This is a genomic window from Paenibacillus solani, assembly GCF_001277345.1.
GTDB lineage: Bacteria > Bacillota > Bacilli > Paenibacillales > Paenibacillaceae > Paenibacillus_AQ > Paenibacillus_AQ solani.
The window spans coordinates 315851-335936 of record NZ_LIUT01000001.1; the positions used below are offsets into that span (position 1 = coordinate 315851).

Sequence of the window (20086 nt, forward strand, 5' to 3'; positions counted from 1 at the left end):
CATATGCGGCAAGAGTTGAGCAAGCCTCCACGATGGCCTTGAGCCAAGCTATACGGTTGAAAACAATTTTTTATCGAAAAACAGGATAACGATAAATAAAGCTGCAGCAATAAGCAGGATGGACGCCGGAAGGATGAAAGCCAGCAGGGTAGCCGTATTCTGCATTTGATAATACATCAGCATGCCCAGCGGCATGACACCGCCCCCGAGAATGCTTGTCCAAAAGTGCAGAGCAGCCGTCTTTTTCATACTGAGCTTCTCCCGAAACACGTAGTAGAACATGCCATAGGCAAACAAGGTCAACCAACCGACCACCAAAATATGGGCATGACCTGCAACCATGCTGTAATTGCTTCTTCCTGCCATGTCAGCGCCAATTAAAGCGCCGATAAGTGTATAGATTGCGGCAATCCGCATCAGCCACTTGCTATAATTGAGCATGGATAATCCCCCTTGCATCTTGAGTCAGCACCAATATACAGGAGATATATGAACGGAGCATGAACAAAATAAGAAGGGATTTGTATGGGATAACCTCATCTACTATAATCAAAGAGATATGATCTTGAAGGAGAGAATTTCCTGGTGAGAAGCCCGCTCATAACTTACTGTCTTTCGAAAAAAGCTGCAGCCGAGGACTATCCGTTCGGGCCGCTTCCAATCGTCATGAAGGTAGGCGGCAAGATGTTTGCCTTGATTACCACAACGGAAGGGGATAAGGTCAGCCATATCTCCTTGAAATGCGATCCGGTGATCGCGGAGAATTTGCGTCAGCAGCATGAAGCCGTACAGCCCGGCTATCATCTCAACAAGAAGCATTGGAATACTGTAACCGTCGATGGCTCCTTATCTGATGCGGACCTGCATGACATGATTGATCATTCTTATGAGCTAGTGCTAAAGAGCTTGCCCAAAGCTCAGCGTACTGCCATCTCCCAGCGACTGGTATGAAGTCATATGAACAAGAAAAATCGCCCTTTAGCAGAGTGGAGCCAGCAGAGCATCCATTTGCCAAAGGGCGATTTTTGTAAGTAAGTGAGCTTTAGAATGGTCTCATTCCTAATGTATCTACCTTCTCACCGGTAATATCAACACCCATGCGACTTGTAATATCACGGTAATGTCCGGCACGTCTCTGTACAGAGCTGCCTTCAGTTTCTCCAAGATTCGCCTCCAGTCCGTTTAAGACCATGATCGTCGTACCAAAGCCGGGATCACCCAGACCTCTGAACTTCTCGATCGGGGTAGGCTTCCATCTGCCGACCATGACATCATGAGCGGATGGTTTCGGATCCTGCGGCGTCATCCAGAACAGGATAGCGGTCATGAAACCGATCTTGCCGTCAGCGGCTACAATCTCAGGATTGTTCAGCAGCACGCTTTTGTCTCCATAGATGATGGAGCTGAAGAGTCCGTAATTAAAGTTCCAGCTGAGCATGATCGGTCCCCGTCCATAGTAGCGTTTGTCCGGTGAACCGGGATACAGCTCGGCACTTGCAGGATCCACGAAGGCGTCCATGTTAACCCCTGTCCGGCCAGCAATATTCTCATTCCAGAATAATCCCCAGCGCAGCGGGCCTCCCGGAGCGGTAGCCCAACCTCCGCCTGTCTCGTGCGACAGATTGGCGAGGAAGGCAGCCAGTTCACGCTTACGGTCCTTCTTGAATCCTTCCTTCAGGAAGGTTCCTCCATCAATGATGACGCTTTCAATTGGTTTGTTCATATTTTCAGCCGAATAGAAGTCCGCGGACCGCACCACAAGGGTTTCTACTCGGGCATCCTTGTCTAATCGATATACCTCCTGGGCGGCAGGATTTCCGGCCCGAGTAACAATCTTGATCTTCAGATTGGAAACTTCAGCTACAGCGTTTATGAGATTGTCGTATGAGAAATAGTCCGTCTGATTCGCTTTAAAGTATTCTTTACCGCTAGCGACCTTAAACCATTCCTTCGATCCAAGCCGGTAAGGGAATAACGCCTCGAAATCTTCCTCTGACAATAGCGATTGAACCGATTCGATCGCTTTTTCCGATGTATAATCCGGATCAAGTCCTTCCCAGTTCTGCTCGATTTGCTTGCGGTTGATCAGTCGATACTCCCCGACTGCCAGAGAATCCACTTGAGCGTCAAGAATTGGCTTTGTTTCCAGAGTGATAGTTACATTGCTGGGTGCTTCGACGGGCGCAGCAGCGGATTGGGGCTCTGCATCGGCTGCAAAGGCGTGGAGCGGGGTCACCAGGAGGGCAGCGCTCAGGGCTGCAATCATGCTTCGCTGAATCATCTTGCCGGATAACGGATATTTCCACACGGTCATACGCATTCTCCCCTATATCAATGGAATTGGATTACACAGTCATCATATATAGGGTATGTCGTTTTGTACATAGTCAAGAAAACCCACAAATCTGCGTAGAGGCATCGTTTGAGCGAGGGTCGTATTTTATTTGACCAGTGGAAACGTGACTATGGACAGGGGGTTTGCTGGAGAAAAAGAAAGAATGCTGTCGAACGAGTAGTAGAGATATTCATAGCTACCCCAACTTGATGACTAGTTTTTTAAACAAAAAACATTATAATGTTAGTATGTTTTGGATTCTATGAGTCTCTTAATCTATGAAAAGGATGTTTCTCCTTAATTTGTTCTGTTCATTTTTGGGAATTCATATATATTAGAGAAATAACATTTTATAGACGAAGAAGGGTTAGCTGACATGAGTTTATTTGTTCGCGAGAAAGGATTCTACAAAAGCTTTTTCTGGCTGACGATAATAATCGGTATGCAGAACCTGATATCGGTCGGCGTAAATTTATCAGATAACGTCATGCTGGGAGGATACAGCGAATCGGCGTTATCCGGCGTTGCGCTCGCGAACCAGATTCAATTTCTGCTGCATATGCTGGTGATGGGTGTGTGTGAAGGTTTGGTTATTATGTCCTCCAGGTTCTGGGGAGCGAAGGATTTGGGTACGATTCAAAAAGCTGCAAGCATCGGCATGCGCATGGCCATCCTTCTCAGCATCGTGCTATGGATCATCGTGTTCTTTTTCCCGGATGAAGTGCTGTCCTTGTTCACGAAGGAACAAAGCGTCATCGCGGCTGGTGTGGAATATTTAAGAATCATTTGTTTCTCTTATATTTTCTTCGCTGTGACCAGCTCACTGCTGGCTTCGCTGCGAAGCGTGGAGACGGTAAAAATCGCCTTTGTAGTATCTCTATCCACTTTGGTCATCAATATCTGTCTGAATTATGTGCTCATCTATGGCCATTGGGGTTTCCCAGAGCTGGGCATAAGCGGATCGGCGATCGCCACACTGACGGCAAGAATTATTGAATGCCTGGTTGTTATCGTGTATGTGAAGCGATTTGATCGCAAAATCCAGCTGAAATTGCAGAACTTTCTGCAATTCGATCGGCAGCTCTTCAAGCAATATATCCGAGTGGGCTCACCCATACTGTTATCCAATACGATCTGGGGGCTTGCCATGGCTGCCCAGACCGCTATCTTAGGACATATGGGGGAGGCGGCGATCGCTGCCAACAGCATTGCTACAACGATTTTTCAGCTGGTGACGGTCATTGTATACGCATCTGCCAGTGCAACAGCCGTGTTGATCGGGAAGACGATCGGTGAAGGATCAATGGACAAAATCGTATCCTATGCCAAGACGCTGCAGATTCTGTATATCCTTCTCGGTCTGCTGACAGGAGCTGTGCTCTTTCTCATTAAAGATCTCGTCCTGGGCTTCTACTCCATATCCGATGAAGCGAAGACACTTGCACTGCATTTCATGACAGTATTGTCGATTACGGTTGTCGGCACAGCCTATCAGATGCCAGCCTTGACAGGTATCGTGCGCAGCGGTGGAGATACTCGGTTTGTATTATATAATGATTTGATATTTATGTGGCTTATTGTACTGCCCTCCTCGGCACTGTGTGCGTTTGTGTTCAATCTGTCGCCGCTTGTCATATTCATATGTTTGAAGTCCGATCAGATTCTGAAGTGCTTTGTGGCGATCGTGAAGGTTAACCGATATAAATGGATACGAGCCTTCAATTCATGAAGAAAGCAATGGTTATCATAGGATAAGGAAATTCATAGCGTAAAAAAAGAACCTCGGGAACGCGTGTCCCGGGGTTCTTATGTAGGGGTATGCGCTTAATCCTCCAGCAGGTTCAATAACTGGGCTTTAACCAGAGCCTGTGTGCGTGTTGTCACGCCGAGCTTGCCGTACAGTCTGGACAAATACACCCGGATCGTTCCTTCGGACAAGCCGAGTGCAGCGGCCATCTGTTTATTGGCAGCACCTTGCCGGATCAGTCGCAGCAGATTCATCTCGTTCCGGTTCAGCTGTTCAGGAAGAGCTTGCGGGGATGTCTCGGCGGAAGAAATATTCGCTTCGGAACAACCCGGGAAATGCTCCACGAGTTTGCGTGCATATTCAAGCGTCTGCAGCCGCTCCGGACTCAAGCCGTCTTCCTGTTCGAGGCTTCTCGAATACAGCTGCAGCAGCTGGCACATCTCCTCTCCTTCGTCCAGGAAGGTACGGACATAACCGTTCTGCGCCCCCACACGCAAGGCTTCGCCAAGAAGATGAAGCGACTGCTGCCGTTGGCCGCGCTGATGTTCCAGCAGCGCTTGCAGGTTTGTGATTTCGATGATGCTGGATCGCTGCTGTTCGCGCTCGGCCTGAGGTTTCAACAGCTCCAGAAGTCGCAGCGCCTCGGTTTCCCTGCGCTGTCTGCCTAACATGCGAACTAACGCCAGGTATTCGGTTTCCCGGCTATAGGCAGGCTTGTCCTTGAGGGAAACCGGGAGCTCGGCCATTTCCTTCCTTGCTTCGGCTATGCGCCCCTCCCGGATATAGATCAAGCTCCTTACGGCCTTTAATGGGGCGAGCCAAAGGCTCGATTTCCTGGAGTGCGTAGCGGAGCACGCTTCATCTAAAGCATAATGGGTAAGATGGAATTTGCCCTCTGCAGCGTACAACCTGGCTTCGGTAATATGCAGCGGCACGAACAGCCCCATCGTTTCTTTAGTGGGCGGCGCGTTTCGAATCTGCACCAGCAGCTGCCGGCATTCTGCCAGCCGGTTCCATTCATAATACCCCTCGCATAAGGATTGTTTTACGTATAAGTTCATGAGGGAATGCTCCCACCCGTGAGATTCCATCACACCGGTAAACAGATGCGCGATTCTTTCCGTATCGGCGGAGAGAGCTCCCTTCATGCCGAGCGAGGTACGCCTGACGTAAGGCTCCCGCCGATTGTAATCGAACTGGTAGTATATCGGATTGTCAGGCATCAGATTGTCGAGGATGCCTTCGCTGAAAGCGAACCATTTGCCGAAGTCCCCGTTCAGAAAAACAAGATTGGACCGCACAAACAAGATGCTGCTCATAAGCTGCTCCCTCCGGTCCGATGATCCAAGCGAAGCGCAGGCTTCTTCAATAAGGGACAGCATGCGCTCGGATCGCTCCAGATCTCCTGTCAATACCAAGATAAAGGCATGCATCAACGACATTTCGGGCGTCATCGGAAAGCTGGAGGGGATGCGGTCAAACCATTTCAGCAAAGTAGCAATCTCCCCAAGTTCGAGCACGGACTGTATATGTAACTCCAGCAAGTTCACGGCATGCTCGAAGTCCTGCGCTGCCAACATGTGGTCGATCGCATCATCCATGGAGCCGATGGAGGCATAATACTGCCCGGCGAGCCGATGGCGCTTGGTATATTCCCCGTCAAACTCACGCTGAAGCAGATCGATCATAAACTGCGAAAATAAATGATGGTAACGAAAAAAGGCATGATGTTCATCCAGCGGAACAAGAAACAGATTCAGCTTCTTAAGCTCCTCCAGCATCGGACGGCTGTCACTGAAATCCGTAACGGCATCACAAACCTGCGGATGCAGTTCGGAAAGGACGGCGGTCTGGAGCAAAAAGGAGAATACGCCTGGAGATAGCTTGCTTACGACTTCCTGAAACAGATATTTGGAAACAAGAAGCGGATTTCCCTTCATATCATCCATGAATGCTTCCAGCCCACTGCCGGTTGACATGGTAAGCACGGCAAGCTGGAGCCCGGTAATCCAGCCTTCCGTTTGATTCCGTAACGTATCGAGCTGCATCGAAGTCACGCTGGGATGGCCGCCGTTTGATGCATGGCGAAAAAAACGCTCCGTCTCATCGTAGGTAAATTCAAGCTGCTTCATGCCGATAAGATGGACCTCATGGTTAACAACGCCCTTGATCGTGGGGAATGGAAGCTCGGTCCGTGATGAGATGAATAGATGAATATGTTCGGGGAGGTAGTCGATCAAGTAGGAAATTCCTTCATGGATCGCCGTAAAGTGAATACTGTGCAAGTCCTCAAGAATGAGATTAAGGGGCTCGCTATCCTCGCATAATTCACCGATTATCGTATCCAGAAAGGTTTCAATCGAGGCGCTTGGCAGCAGCTGCGTAAGGTTCATGAGACGAGTTCCTTGCTGCTTCGGAAGAATCGAGGCCAGCGAGGCCGCAACGTATCTCCAAAAGCGGACAGGATCGTTATCCCGTTCATCCAGCGAAACCCAGGCGCATCGTTCGCCGACTTCATGAACCCATTGGGTGAGCAGCGTCGATTTGCCGTATCCGGCAGGCGCAATGAGGGCTGTCAGCTGTCCCCTATGGCCAGATGCCATATCCTGCAACAGCCGATCCCGGCGAATCAGATGCTCCTTCAGGCCGGGAAGGCTTATTTTCATTTTCAGAATGGGTGAGTCGTTTAGTAGTTTCATAGGATACCCTCGCAATATACGAAACATTATTTTCACGGAAATTAAGTCGAGATAACTAGATTATATGAAAAAAAAGATGAAAAGTTAACGTTTGTCAATCGTTTTCCTCCCATAAATTTGATAGCATCCTTGGTGCCGCGGTCCCAATCGGGCCGCAGCTTTCATAACGTTGATGTAAGGAAGGAGGAGAATATGTTAAGGCGTACAGGAAAAATTCTGCTGTGTATGGCTTTGCTGCTGCTGCAGCTGGATGGGATAATGGGAAATCGCGAAGCTTTTGCGGCCGCGTCCGTTGCACCGAAGCTTGTTGCCGGGTACTATCATACAGCTTCGCTCGTAAGCAGCGGTGAAGTTTACTCATGGGGGTACGGAGACAGGGGACAGCTGGGTGACGGCACCTGGTATACCCGAACGACTCCGGTCAAGGCGAAGAATCTGAACCATGTCATCGACATCCACTCTGGCGTCCGCAGTACGATGGCGCTCCGACAGGACGGAACAGTATGGACCTGGGGGGCTAACGAGAACGGACAGCTAGGAATTGGAACGATAACGAATGTGAACGCTCCCGCGCAAGTTACGGGTCTGAGCGGGATCAAGGCGATATCGGGCGGATTGGGCTATCACGGCATGGCGCTTTCAGAGAACGGCACCGTATGGACTTGGGGGAAAAACGACAGCGGCGAGCTGGGTAATGGATCGACGATACAACAAAACACGCCGGTTCTGGTGACGGGTCTAAGTGATGTGACGGCGATTGCGGCAGGAGGATATTATAGTCTTGCCTTGAAATCGGATGGTACCGTGTGGGCCTGGGGTGTGAACGGAAACGGGGAGCTTGGCGATGGGACGACGACGGATCGATACGTTCCGGTGCAGGTTGCCGGACTGAGTGACGTCATGGCGATCACAGCCGGGGGTTCCCATAGTTTGGCCGTTAAACAAGACGGCACCGTATGGGCTTGGGGAGTTAACACGTACGGCATGCTTGGAGACGGTACGAGAACGCACCGGACGAGACCGGTGCAGGTTCGAAACTTGCAGCATATCGTTGCCGTTGCGGCAGGTGGTTATCACAGCCTTGCAGTGGACCAAGCAGGAAACGTATGGAGCTGGGGGGATAACAGTCAGAAGCAGCTTGGCCTGGGCTCGAATGCCTCAAGCCTCAGTCCGGTCCCTGTGCCAGGGATCGAGCAAGTTCGTGAAATTTCCGCCGGCGGCTTTCATAGCGTGGTCATGAAGAAGGATGGAACCGTCTGGGGATGGGGCTTGAATTCCGGAGGTCAGATCGGAGACGGGACGTACAACAATACGAGGGAAATACCTACCCTGACAAAAGCCGTGCTGGATACCACGTCTCCGGATACGGGCAGCGGGAGTTTGAATCCGTACAGCATCACGTCTGACTCCGTTGCATTGGAATGGCCGAAAGCCTCGGACAATATGACGGAGCAGCAAGAGCTGCAATATCTGTTGTATGTATCCGGCAGCCCGAATATCGGGGATGTCAGTCAAATGGAGAGGAATGGAAAGCCGAGCGGAAGCTACGAGGAGGATCAAACCGGACTTGTGGTAAACGGACTTACGGAGGGTACAGATTATTATTTTAACGTCATAGCCAAAGATGCCGTTGGCAGGAAAAGCGCATACCGCATGCTGAAGGTGACAACCAAATGGCCGCAAATCTACTCGTTAACCTATGACGGCAATGGACATACCACAGGGAATGTTCCGGTAAGCAGCGATCTGTTTGCCAGAGGTGACGAAACGGTCGTGGCAGGCAATACGCGGGGGCTCGGCAAGGATGGGTTTGTCTTCGCAGGCTGGAACTCAGAGGCTGACGGAAGCGGAATCGATTATCCTGCCGGCGGTAAGCTTATATTCGGTACGCAGGACGTCACGTTGTATGCTCAGTGGAAGGAGATCCAGACACCAGACGAGCTTATAACTGTTTCGTACACGCCGTCACATCTGTCTGTAGGCGTTGAAAGAGATGCAATCTTGCAGGTTGTCTTTAATGAAGAAGTGACAGCGGTATCCGGTAAATCGATTACGATTAGACTGGCTTCGGATCATCGCATCGTCGAAACCATCGATGCTGCCGATGCAGGGAGCGTCACGATTATCGGGAACACGGTGAGCATAGATCCGCTGAACGAATTTGATGCAGGGACGGTCTATTACGTTGAGATCGAGCAGGGGGCTTTTACCAGTAACCATTCGGGTGCCAGCTATGCCGGCATTCAGGGAGCTGACACCTGGAGCTTTACGGTCAGAGAGAATGAGGCTCCGGTGTATGATGCTACTTTGCAAGCATTGGCGCTTTCTTCGTCGAGCGGGGAGGTCCCACTGAGCCCTGAATTCGCCAGAGATCACTATGAGTACAATGCGCAGATCGCGAGCGATACGGATGGTCTCACGGTGACGGCGCAGGTGTATGATGCAAGGGCGACGGTAACAGCCAGCGTGTACGGGGAAGCCGGGGATTTGGTATGGGGACCGATAGATCTCGTCTCCGGTCAGGAGAGCCCATCCCTCCCTGTCGCCGAAGGCAGCCAGGTCATCGAGGTCGTGGTGACGACCCCTGACGGCCAGCATCTGAATTACAGAACGATGGTGAGTAGGGCTTCATCCGGAGGCGGTGGCGGAACGCCTGAAGAACCGGAAGGTTCGTCGCCAGAAGGTTCATCCCCAGGAGCTTCGACGCCAGGAGATACCGGCCAAGGAGCGGTTATACCAGGCCCATCGGGCAATGCCACACCTTCGAATAGAGTGGACTTCAAAGTTACGATAAACGATGAATCACAGAAAGGGATGGTTACAGGTTTGTTCCATGAGGCCAATGGACATACCGTCGTATCGATGAAATTGGATACGGCTAAGCTGGAAGCCCGTTTAAAGACAGTGGACTACAATCCGGTAATCGTCATCTCGCTGGCACGGCCCGCGGATCAGGTCTCCTTGGAAACAAGCGGAGCTGCTCTTGATCTGCTGAAAGCCAAGCAGGGTGCCATTGAAATCCGGTCAGCGCTTGGTCATTTCCATGTTCCTGCGGCTTTGATGGCATCATCGCGCTGGCACGCGCCAGGAAACACGGATTTGCCGACTGCGGATCAAATTTCGGTAACCCTGTCGATGGCTGGCAGCGACGCTGCCAAGGTAGAGGCCGTTAAGAAGGCCGCGCTGCAATCCGGCACTACGCTTGTCGGTTTGCCTATCGTGTTTGAAATTACGGCTAAAGCTCAGGAAACGGCACTACAGTTAGATCCATTCCCGCAATATATGAAGCAGCGAATCATTTGGCCGCAGGGAATGTCGGACCAGATGACAACGGCTGTCTTGCTGGATCGAAACGGCAACTTTCACCCGATCCCGACGCGTTTCGAGCTGAAGGAGGATGGAAGCAGCGAGGCGATTCTGCACCGCTTCGCAGCAGGTACGGTTGCTTTCATCTCTCATCAAGTGCGTGTTGCTGATGTATCATTCCACTGGTCCAAGGATGCGGTGAGTGATCTTGCTTCGCGAATGATCCTGAACGGAACCGGACTTGACGAGTCTTGGACAGACACCAACGTGGATCAGCTCGCGGCGATACATTTCGCGCCAAATGCACAAGTGAGCCGTGCAGAGTTTGCCGCCATGATTGTGAGGGCGCTCGGCTTGGATGGGGTGCAGGTCGGAGCACCTGCTTTTCAGGACGTCGGCGCCGACGATTGGTATAACGGCGTCATAACGCAAGCCGTTCAGTATGAGCTTCTTCAGGGCTATGAGGACGGCAGTTTCAGGCCAGCCCAAGGCATCACGCGTCAAGAAGCCATGGCGGTGATGGCGAGAGTGATGAAGCTGGCGGGAATAACGAATGCAGTGAATGAGGTGGAAGCGGCAGCCGTCCTCTCCCCTCACCAGGACCTTGAAGAACTGTCCGATTGGGCCAAACCGGCTGCGGCCGTCCTTTTGAAACATGGAATTGTCCTGGGATCCGGCGCAGGGCTTAAGCCGCTCCAGAAGCTATCCCGTGGCGAAGCTGCGGTCATGCTGCAGCGGTTATTGAAGGGGTCAGAGCTGATCAATTGAACTGGCGGTGGAAGCAGGCCGACGTTGAAGGAATTTAACGAATTCGTATGTTGCTTTATGTAATAGAAAACATACATTAGGAGGATGCCTAACGGCATCCTTTTTATATTAAATAGAGAGAAGCCAGGTTTGCACGATGCCAGGAACTTGAAAATAATGCGTTTTCATCTCGGATTCATGCCGGAGTCGTGTGATTAAATGTTGGTAATTTCCGAACAATATCGTCATTCTGACAGGGGAATGTTCTGTGATACGTGCAGTTTTCACCCATTTTTTTGCTATAATAGACATTAAACTACATAAAACGCTAAAATTTTTACTTTGACAACTGCCTGTCTATGCCATAGGATAATAGTATAAAAAGTGCACATCTAGGGGGATTAGGTCAGGAAATGAAAAAGACATGGTCAATTCTATTAACACTCGTACTATCCGTTGGATTGCTTGCAGGTTGCGGCAACAATGATAAGGCTGCTGATAGCGGCTCTGCTAATGGCGGTTCAGAAGGATCTAAAGATAAGAAACGTATCGCACTAGTCATGCCTGAGAAGATCGGCGTCAACCCATTCTTTGCCTTGATGGACGAAGGTCTGAAGAAAGCTGCTGCTGACTTCGACATCGAAGTAAAAACGATTGAATCGACAGACCCGGCCACGATTGAGCAGAACCTGCGCACGGCCGTAGCCGAGAAATATGATCTGATTATTACATCCACTTTCCAAATGGAAGATGCATTGAAGAAGGTGGCACCGGAAAATCCGGATGTTCCTTTTGCTATTATCGATACAGTCGTAGATCTGCCGAATGTACGCAGTGTTGGATTCCGTGAGCATGAGGCGGCTTATCTTCTTGGAGCTGCAGCGGGATTGGCAACCAAGACGAACAAGGTCGGTAACGTTGTGGCAAACGACATTCCAATTATGCACAAATACATGACCGGCTTTGAAGAAGGCGCGAAATCGGTCAATCCTAATGTTGAGATTTTCGTAAACTTCGTAGGAGCATTTGACGATCCGGCCAAAGCGAAGGAGCTCGCGCTCCTGCAGAATTCTAAAGGTGCGGACTTCGTAGCAGGCATGTCTGCTGTTGGCGACCTGGGCGTATTCGAAGCGGCGAAAGAGAAGGGCTTCTACACTTCCGGACAAGATACGGATAACACAGGGACGGATCCTGAGCATGTGGTGCTTGCGCAATTGAAAGGAACAGACGCTGTTGTATATGAAACGATCAAGGATTTTGTAGAAGGAAAATTCACATTCGATACTCGTGAGTACGGCTTGAAGGAAGGCGCGGTAGGTCTTACTTACGTAACTCATGAGAGCAAAACACCGCTTAACCCATTCATTGGACAAGACATCGTGGATCAGCTCAAGGTGATTTCCGACGATATTATCGCTGGAAAAATTAAAGTAACCAACGCATTGGAACAAAATTAGTTCTCACCTGGACCGGCTGCGCATGAGCAGTCGGTCTTTCATTCAGAAGCGAAAGGAAGGCATGACTCAATGCTACTCCAGATGGACAATATTACAAAAAAGTATGGCGAGTTTAGCGCAAACCGCGGCATTGATTTTTCGCTGCGTGCGGGTGAGGTTCATGCGATCGTCGGGGAGAATGGCGCAGGCAAAACGACGCTGATGCGGATATTGTACGGGATGGAGCAGCCAACCTCGGGTACGATTCGGCTTAATGGCAAGGAAGTTTCGTTTGCAAGCCCGCTTGACGCAATTCAAGGCGGCGTCGGCATGGTGCACCAGCACTTTATGCTGTTTCCTACGTTTACGATCGCTGAGAATATCGTGATCGGCAATGAGCCTGGCTCAGGTGCAAAGTTTGATCGCAAGCAAGCTGTAAAGATTGTAGAAGGGCTCTGTGATCAATACGGAATGAAGGTGGATCCACGCGCCGTTGTAAGCAGCAGTGCTCCCGGCGTGCAGCAGCGGGTTGAAATTTTGAAGGTGCTGTACCAGGGTGCTGAAATCATTATATTGGATGAGCCTACGGGTGTATTGACGCCGCTGGAGGTGCAGGAGCTTCTGGATGCCATCAAGCAGCTCACCAAACAGGGAAAAAGCTTTATTTTGATCAGTCATAAATTGAACGAGGTTATGGATGTGGCGGATCGCATCACGGTGCTCCGTGACGGTGCCGTCACGGGCGTAGTGGAGAAAGGGAACACGGATGCCCATCAGCTTTCCCGTCTCATGGTCGGTCGTGAGCTGATGGAACTGGACCGTAAGCCGATCACTCCGGGTGAGAAGGTGCTGGAGGTAGCAAATGTTTCGATCCGCGGCACAAAAGGGAAGCCGGTTCTGGACGAAGTAAACCTGGAAGTACGGGCAGGTGAGGTTGTCGGGATTGCTGGTATCTCCGGTAATGGACAATCTGAGCTGCTTCAAGTCATCTCCGGTCTGGCTCAGCCGGACAGCGGGCGAATTGCCGTGTCGGGCAAGGACGTAACCGGCAAGTCGACAAGAGAAATACGGGAGCACGGGTTAGCCCATATCCCGGAGGATCGCTATGTGTGGGGGGCGAATCGAACGGCAACTGTGATGGATACCGGGCTTATGGGACACCAGCGCCGTTTGCAAAAGGGTGGTTTTCTTAACTTGAAAGAAATCCGATCCCTCGTCTCCGGATGGGTTCAGAAGTTCTCGATCAAGACGGGCTCTTTGGAGACTAGTACGCAGTATTTATCCGGCGGCAATCTGCAGAAGCTGATCGTCGCTCGGGAGCTGGAGCAGGGGACCCCGTTTCTCATCGCTGCCGAACCGACGCGCGGTGTCGATATCGGAGCTATGGAAACGATTCATGGTGAACTGCTCAAACGGCGTGAAGCAGGTACGGGGATTTTGCTGGTATCATCGGAATTAACAGAAATATTGAAGCTCTCTGACCGCGTTCTGGTTATGTTTGAAGGCCGGATCGCGGGCGAGCTGTCGGCGAAGGAAGCGACAGAAGAGAAATTGGGAATGCTGATGGCGGGGGGAACCTTGTAATGAATAAATGGACAAAATTAACGCTTCCGCTGCTTCAGCCGATTGCCGCAATCATTGTGGGACTCCTTGCCGGAGCCATTGCGATCATGATTGCCGGCGGCGATATTCTGCAGACTTATGCGGAGATGTGGAAGGGCGCTTTCGGGGGGATGTATTTCTTTACGAATACGCTGTCCCGCGCGACCCCGATCATCCTGATTGGTCTGGGCGCGGCGTTTGCCTTCCGTGCGGGTTTCTTTAACCTTGGGGCCGAAGGGCAGATGGTGTTTGGCGCTCTGTCCGCCGCATTGGTCGGATTGTATATGCCGGGTCCAGGCTGGCTGGTGTGTATTGCGGCTATTCTTGCCGGTGTGATCGCGGGCGGATTATGGTCGGTAATGGCCGGATATTTTGATTCCAGGTTTGGGGTGAACCTGCTGATCTCTACGCTGCTGCTGAACTATGTAGCCGTATTATTTGCGGGCTATCTGGTCGCCTATCCGCTGAAGGACCGCTCGGGTTCGGCCGCGATGGCGCAATCCGAAATGCTTGATAACAGCGTCTGGCTGCCGAAGCTGATGTCTGGCATGCCGCTGCATGCAGGCTTTGTGCTGGCGGTGCTGGCCGCGCTCATTATATTCGTGCTGTTGAAGCGTTCTGTGATCGGCTATGAAGTGCGGATGCTTGGCGGTAATCCGTTGTTTGCCCTGTTCGGCGGGGTTAAGCGCGGACCGATGATGCTTGGTGCGATGTTCTTCAGCGGTGGCTTGGCCGGACTTGGCGGAGCCGTTGAAATTCTGGGTTCCCAGTATCGTTATATCGATGGTGCATTATCTACGGCTGACTATGCCTGGACGGGTATTATGGCTGCATTGCTGGCAGGATCGCATCCGATCGGTACGCTGATTGCCTCGATCTTTTTGGCCGCACTGCAGACAGGCGGCATGGGTGTGGAACGGAATACGGAAGTGCCGCTTGAGGTGGGAGCCATTATCCAAGCCGTGCTGATTCTGTTTATCTCCGCCCGATTCACTTACAGCTTCCTGAAGCGCAGAAAGGGGGACAAATCCGATGGAACAGCTGTTTGATCTTGCCTTAATCAACTCGGCCCTCCGCGTGCTCACTCCAATCTTGCTTGCGGCCCTCGGCGGTGCCTTGTGTTCGCGCGTCGGACTGTTCAACGTCGGTTTGGAAGGCTTTATGCTGCTCGGCGCTTTCTCTGCCGTGGTGGGGAACCATTTTTTTGGCAACGTCTTTTATGCGATTTTGTTCGCGATTGCGATCGTTTCGATATTTTCTTTTATATTTGCTTATCTCAGCATCAATCTGCAGGCTAACGTCATTGTGGTTGGTATTGCGATGAATGCGTTGGCCGCTGGCTTGACCACATTTAGTTTACGGGCGCTCTTTGATGTAAAAGGTGCTTTTTATGACAACACGATGGTCGGGCTGCCAAAATGGAATATTCCGTTTATCAAGGATATTCCGGTGCTCGGTCCGATTCTGACCGGTCTGACACCACTTGTCTATCTATCGTTTCTGATTGCGGGACTTATGTGGTATTATTTCTATCGCACGAAGAACGGCTTCCGCTTTCTGGCTGTCGGCGAGAATCCGCTTGCTGCCCAAAGCATGGGCATCCGGGTAAGACGGTATCAGTATGGAGCCGTGCTGGCGAGCGGTGTGTTATGTGCGCTTGCCGGTGCACAGCTGTCCCTTGGACAGGTGACGATGTTTACGGAAGGCATGACGGCTGGCCGCGGCTTTATCGCGCTGGTAGCGACGATGTTAGGCCAATCGGGTCCGCTTGGGGTAACGGCTGCAAGCCTGCTGTTCGGCTTTATGGATGCACTAAGCATCCGCTTCCAGGGGCTGGCGCTGCCTACGCATTTTACGCAGATGCTGCCTTATGTCGTTACGATTCTGGCGATGTTCTTCTTTAAGGATAAGAGCTTCCAGAAGGATGCGTTGAAGCAGGGATCCAGCTCCAGATAGGCGCGAATGGCGTCTCGACAACCTGTGATTGAAGTCCTCCCGTCGATAGGCGGATGCGAAAGCGATCAAGCATAGAGGAGATGAACTTGGTGCATAAAAAAGCAGAACGTTTGAAGAAAATGAAGCCGGTGGCGGTAGGCAACCTGACCGAAGAGCAGCAGGCCAAGCTGCCTCCGGGACAGACGCTGACCGAGAAATTCCCGATTTTGCATGAAGGGGATGTTCCCCATTACGACATGTCAGAATGGACTCTCAAGATATTCGGCGAAGTGGAAGAGGAACGGACGTTTACCTATGAAGATCTTATGGCGATGCCAACGGTAACCGTGAATACCGATATTCACTGCGTTACACGCTGGTCCAAGTTTGATACCGTATGGGAGGGCATTCTGTTCCGTGATTTCATAGCGGGACTTGGGATCAAGCCGGATGCTAAATACGTCATGTTTCATGCCGACCCCGATTACGATACGAATGTACCGATTGAAGATCTGCTGAAGGATGATGTGCTGCTGGCCTATCGCTTTAACGGCGAGCCGCTCACGGACAAGCATGGATGGCCGCTGCGTACGGTTGTGCCGCATCGCTATTTCTGGAAGAGCGCCAAGTGGCTGCGCGGGATTGAATTTATGAAGGAAGACCGCCCGGGCTTCTGGGAGCGAAACGGCTTCCATAACGAAGCGGACCCGTTCAAGGAAGAGCGGTTTAGCGGCGAGGCACTGGATATACCTGAAGACGAATGGACACGTAAGGAGTTTGATTAATATGTTGATGCCTATTTTGCAAGTAAACTCAGAAGATATACCTGAATTTGTGATCGTTTGCGGCGACCCCAAGCGTGCGGAGATCATTTCCCGCAAGCTCGATGATGCGCGTGAGCTGGCATTCAGCCGCGAGTACCGTACCTTCGTCGGGACATATGAAGGCGTGGAACTGGCTGTAACCAGCCACGGTGTCGGATGCCCGGGAGCTGCAGTATGTTTTGAGGAACTGATCCGCGCGGGAGCGAAGACTTTGATTCGTGTTGGAACCGCTGGCTCCTATCGTGCAGATACCCCTGCAGGAAGTCTCGTAGTCAGCACTGCGGCCATCCGTACGGACGGACTGACGAAGCAGCTGGTACCGGACGGTTTTCCAGCGGTTGCGGACAGCCAGGTGGCGGAGGCGCTATACGAATCTGCGCTTGCGATCGGTGAAGGCGTTGTACGCAAGGGCATAACCGTCACACTGGATGTGTTCTTTAACGGAGTCGAGGAAGTTCCGCACCAAAAATATAAAGCGGCAGGAGCACTCGGCGTAGAGATGGAAATTGCGGCACTCTACGTTGTTGCGGCGATCCGCGGCGTTCGCGCTGGCGCGATTGTGGCGATGGACGGCTTTGCCGACGCCGATCTGGCGGCCGAGTACGATCCGAATACGAATGTGGTTGCCGACGCTGTGGAACGCGAGATTCAAACAGCCTTGCAGGCTGTGGTGAAGCTGGCAAAGCAGGGTTAACAAGTAAGATAGAGAAAAGCCGGATATGCTGAGCGTAAGCTGCAGGATACCCGGCTTTTTTTTGATTAAAATGGAATACCCTTTTGGTAACTTGTACTTGTAACGGAGGAAATCCAGTCCAGTCGTCTCCGCCGTTACTGCTTCGACGGCTGCATGATGAAGAAGGGAACCCTCTCGATTCCTAAACTCCGCACGTACGTGAATAGTTGTCCTTTATGATGAATTTCATGGTCGACCATATTGTTCAGCCACACTCGTCCCGGGGCAACAAATCCATTAAAGTCCAGCGGCTGCTCTAACTGACTGTCGGATAACTCGGCAAAGAGTGCCATGGATGATTCGGTTGAAGCCTGCACGATATTTCTAATGTCATCGATGGTTTCGTACTGGGTGGAAATTGAAGGCGGAGAGAACGAGCCTTTTAGAATGGAGCGCAGGAACATATCCGAGGATGCCGCAATATGAACGGCTAACGCACCCAAAGTATAGGCGTTTTCCCACGGTTTATAATCCAGATGCTCGTTTTGTACGTCCTGCAGCAGTGGAAGCAAGACTGCCCGGTGTCTATGCCATCGTTCGAATTGCTGTTGACTCTCATCACTCATGAGGAATCCTCCTTGATCGATTATTGAAAGATCACCTTTCTAAAATAAGGATAATAGGCAGGTTCTTGTAAACAATTCGATATAGGAGATCGGATTCCTTCCCGATTGGGAGCAACGTTAGGAGAATGACGGATGAACTGCGTTAGGTAAAACCCTTCTTTCCTGATTAATATGATGCAGGGTGGCATTATATATAAATTCGGCAAGGTCTTCATCACTACTGAATTGATTTTTTTGGATTAAAGCAGTTGCAAAAAGAAAGCGGAGCGTATATACTGAGCTCAATTAGTAATTGGTCAATCAATAATAATATAAAATGCTTGAAAGGAGGTGGTAGAATGGCTAGAGCGTCAACCTCAGCAAATCGGCGGAACGATATCGTGGCGGCAGCCATCGAAGTGTTTGCGGAGATTGGATATTATCGAGCCACCACGGCTCAAGTCGCCGAACGGGCTGCGATATCCCAGCCTTATGTCTATCGGTTCTTTACCAAGGAGTCGCTGCTCGTCGAATCGCTGACCGTCTCCTGGAAACGCATCGTGCAGGCATTTCAAGCGGTGATCGAGTCTGCTGCTCCGGAGGAACTGGAGACGGGTCTGATTCGGGCGTACGAAGAGATCGTGCAATCCCATCGCAGTGAGATTCTGCTGCAGATGCAGGCGCAGACGATCCAGGAAGTGTCCATCCGCGAAGCGATGCAGCAGGGAATGAATGAGGTGAAGGACCTGGTTCAGAATGCTTTCGTAAAAGCGGGATTCGGGGATGCTGACAAGAAAACCTCCGATTTTCTGGCCCGCGGGATGCTGTGCAATGTAGCCATGGCGATGGATATGCCGAATATGATGCCCGTAAGATAAGGCGCACGTCAAAGTGCCGCACCGCGTACTGCATAAGGCTGTGCGCGGTGGAGAAGGGCATTTTATTTTTCATCAATTGTGATTGATCAATCAATAACGAAAAGGAGAGATATAAAATGAAAAAGGCAATTGTTCTGGGTGCAACAGGTGGCGTGGGTGCTCCGCTGACGGCGGAGTTAGTGAAACGAGGAGTTCAAACAGTAGCCTTCGGCCGTTCCTCGAAGAAGCTGAATGAGCTGGCTGAGCAGTTGGACCGTTCTACTCTGCTTACGCTGGAGACCGGCGATGCCTTTCAGCCGGAGGATATTCGAAGAGCCGCGAAAGGGGCCGACGTTATTTTTCACAGTGCAAACATTCCTTACCACGAGATGGAATCCAGGCTGCTGCCGCTGGGCGAATCGGTCATGACGGCTGCGGAGAAGCTGGGAGCCAAGGTTGTGGTGGTAGATGGTATTTATCCGTATGGCAGACGCTTAATGGAAAGAGCGACGGAGGAGCACCCCAAAAAGCCTCATACCCGTAAAGGCAAAGTCCGGCTGGCCTACGAGCAATTGATGTTCTCGCCTAGATGGCATAAGGCAAGGCCTCTTATCGTAAGGCTGCCCGACTACTACGGTCCTTCCGCGCAGGCGTCCTATTTATCCGTCACAATGGAAGCCATTGCTGCCGGGAAGCCAACGGCTTTCATCGGCAATATGAACGTTCCCCGCGAGTATGTCTATCTGCCGGATGCCGCCCGAATGATCGTAAAGATTGCTCAGAGAGAGGAGTCCTACGGACCTGGACAAAACTGGCATATCCCGGGACCGGGCGTGATTTCAGGTCATGAGCTGGTGCGGATTGCGCAGCAGGCTGCCGGAAAGCGTAAGGCGGTCATGCCGCTCGGACGAGTTGGACTCTCCCTGATCGGGTTATTCAATCCGGTGATGAAAGAGGTGGTTGAGATGTTGTATTTGACCAAGGAGCCTCTGGTGCTGAGCGGCGAGAAATACGAGCGCCTGATCGGTCCAATTCATTGGACACCTCATGAGCAGGCGATTGCGGCAACGATGAGGAGTTTGATGAATAAACGGGGATGAGCAGCAGAAGTCACAAAGAGTGGTACAGCAGCGATATCATGATATATGAATACATTTTTGGAGATTAGTAATTGGTCAATCAATAAAAAATCGCAGTGACAGTTCTCCTGGTGCTTTTCTCCATGTGGGATTAATGCACGTAAACACACCAACCGCGTACACAGTTGGTGTGTATTTTATTGGGCTAGAAAAAATTATTGGAAATATCCATCAGTTTCTT

15 protein-coding genes are annotated in these 20086 nt (G+C 51.2%); 11 read left to right on the forward strand and 4 right to left on the reverse strand.

Annotated elements, in window-relative coordinates:
• Positions 1 to 48: 48 nt before the first annotated feature.
• A complete protein-coding gene (locus AM231_RS01410; protein ID WP_054400983.1) occupies positions 49 to 441 on the reverse strand; it encodes a hypothetical protein in 393 nt (130 codons plus the stop codon).
• A gap of 144 nt (positions 442 to 585) precedes the next feature.
• Between AM231_RS01410 and AM231_RS01415 the strand changes: the two genes are divergently transcribed.
• Complete coding sequence (locus tag AM231_RS01415; RefSeq protein WP_054400984.1) at positions 586 to 951, forward strand: MmcQ/YjbR family DNA-binding protein; 366 nt, start codon at positions 586 to 588, stop codon at positions 949 to 951.
• Positions 952 to 1042: 91 nt separating this feature from the next.
• On the opposite strand, the gene AM231_RS01420 is transcribed toward AM231_RS01415, so the two are convergent.
• A complete protein-coding gene (locus AM231_RS01420; RefSeq protein ID WP_054400985.1) occupies positions 1043 to 2314 on the reverse strand; it encodes a chitinase in 1272 nt (423 codons plus the stop codon).
• A gap of 397 nt (positions 2315 to 2711) precedes the next feature.
• Here AM231_RS01420 and AM231_RS01425 point away from each other — a divergent pair, with 397 nt between their 5' ends.
• Positions 2712 to 4064, forward strand: a complete 1353-nt coding sequence (locus tag AM231_RS01425; RefSeq protein ID WP_054400986.1) for an MATE family efflux transporter — start codon at positions 2712 to 2714, stop codon at positions 4062 to 4064.
• Positions 4065 to 4159: 95 nt separating this feature from the next.
• Here the strand turns inward: AM231_RS01425 and AM231_RS01430 are convergent, their stop codons facing one another.
• Positions 4160 to 6781: a winged helix-turn-helix domain-containing protein gene (locus AM231_RS01430; RefSeq protein WP_054400987.1), complete on the reverse strand. Its 2622-nt coding sequence runs from the start codon at positions 6779 to 6781 to the stop codon at positions 4160 to 4162.
• 192 nt (positions 6782 to 6973) lie between these two features.
• Here AM231_RS01430 and AM231_RS01435 point away from each other — a divergent pair, with 192 nt between their 5' ends.
• From AM231_RS01435 to AM231_RS01465, 7 genes are all read left to right on the forward strand, one after another.
• Positions 6974 to 10855, forward strand: coding sequence for an RCC1 domain-containing protein (locus tag AM231_RS01435; protein WP_054400988.1), 3882 nt, complete (start codon positions 6974 to 6976; stop codon positions 10853 to 10855).
• 392 nt (positions 10856 to 11247) lie between these two features.
• On the forward strand, positions 11248 to 12291 hold the full coding sequence (locus AM231_RS01440) for a BMP family protein (RefSeq protein ID WP_054400989.1): 1044 nt from the start codon (positions 11248 to 11250) through the stop codon (positions 12289 to 12291).
• Between the two features lie 69 nt (positions 12292 to 12360).
• Positions 12361 to 13854, forward strand: coding sequence for an ABC transporter ATP-binding protein (locus AM231_RS01445; protein ID WP_054400990.1), 1494 nt, complete (start codon positions 12361 to 12363; stop codon positions 13852 to 13854).
• Positions 13854 to 14921, forward strand: coding sequence for an ABC transporter permease (locus tag AM231_RS01450; protein ID WP_054400991.1), 1068 nt, complete (start codon positions 13854 to 13856; stop codon positions 14919 to 14921). The genes AM231_RS01445 and AM231_RS01450 overlap by 1 nt, the downstream gene beginning before the upstream one ends.
• Complete coding sequence (locus tag AM231_RS01455) at positions 14905 to 15828, forward strand: ABC transporter permease (protein ID WP_054400992.1); 924 nt, start codon at positions 14905 to 14907, stop codon at positions 15826 to 15828. The genes AM231_RS01450 and AM231_RS01455 overlap by 17 nt, the downstream gene beginning before the upstream one ends.
• An 89-nt stretch (positions 15829 to 15917) precedes the next feature.
• Positions 15918 to 16592 (forward strand): sulfite oxidase-like oxidoreductase, encoded by a 675-nt coding sequence (locus AM231_RS01460; protein WP_054400993.1) that lies wholly within the window; start codon positions 15918 to 15920, stop codon positions 16590 to 16592.
• A gap of 1 nt (position 16593) precedes the next feature.
• Positions 16594 to 17325 carry a nucleoside phosphorylase gene (locus tag AM231_RS01465; protein WP_054400994.1) on the forward strand — a complete coding sequence of 244 codons (732 nt, stop codon included), beginning with the start codon at positions 16594 to 16596 and terminating at the stop codon, positions 17323 to 17325.
• Positions 17326 to 17459: 134 nt separating this feature from the next.
• On the opposite strand, the gene AM231_RS01470 is transcribed toward AM231_RS01465, so the two are convergent.
• The gene (locus tag AM231_RS01470; protein WP_054400995.1) at positions 17460 to 17930 is read right to left on the reverse strand and encodes a DinB family protein; all 471 of its coding nucleotides are present in this window, start codon (positions 17928 to 17930) and stop codon (positions 17460 to 17462) included.
• A 338-nt stretch (positions 17931 to 18268) separates the two neighbouring features.
• Here AM231_RS01470 and AM231_RS01475 point away from each other — a divergent pair, with 338 nt between their 5' ends.
• Positions 18269 to 18787 (forward strand): TetR/AcrR family transcriptional regulator, encoded by a 519-nt coding sequence (locus AM231_RS01475; protein WP_054400996.1) that lies wholly within the window; start codon positions 18269 to 18271, stop codon positions 18785 to 18787.
• Between the two features lie 116 nt (positions 18788 to 18903).
• Positions 18904 to 19866 carry an SDR family NAD(P)-dependent oxidoreductase gene (locus tag AM231_RS01480; protein WP_054400997.1) on the forward strand — a complete coding sequence of 321 codons (963 nt, stop codon included), beginning with the start codon at positions 18904 to 18906 and terminating at the stop codon, positions 19864 to 19866.
• Positions 19867 to 20086 lie beyond the last annotated feature (220 nt).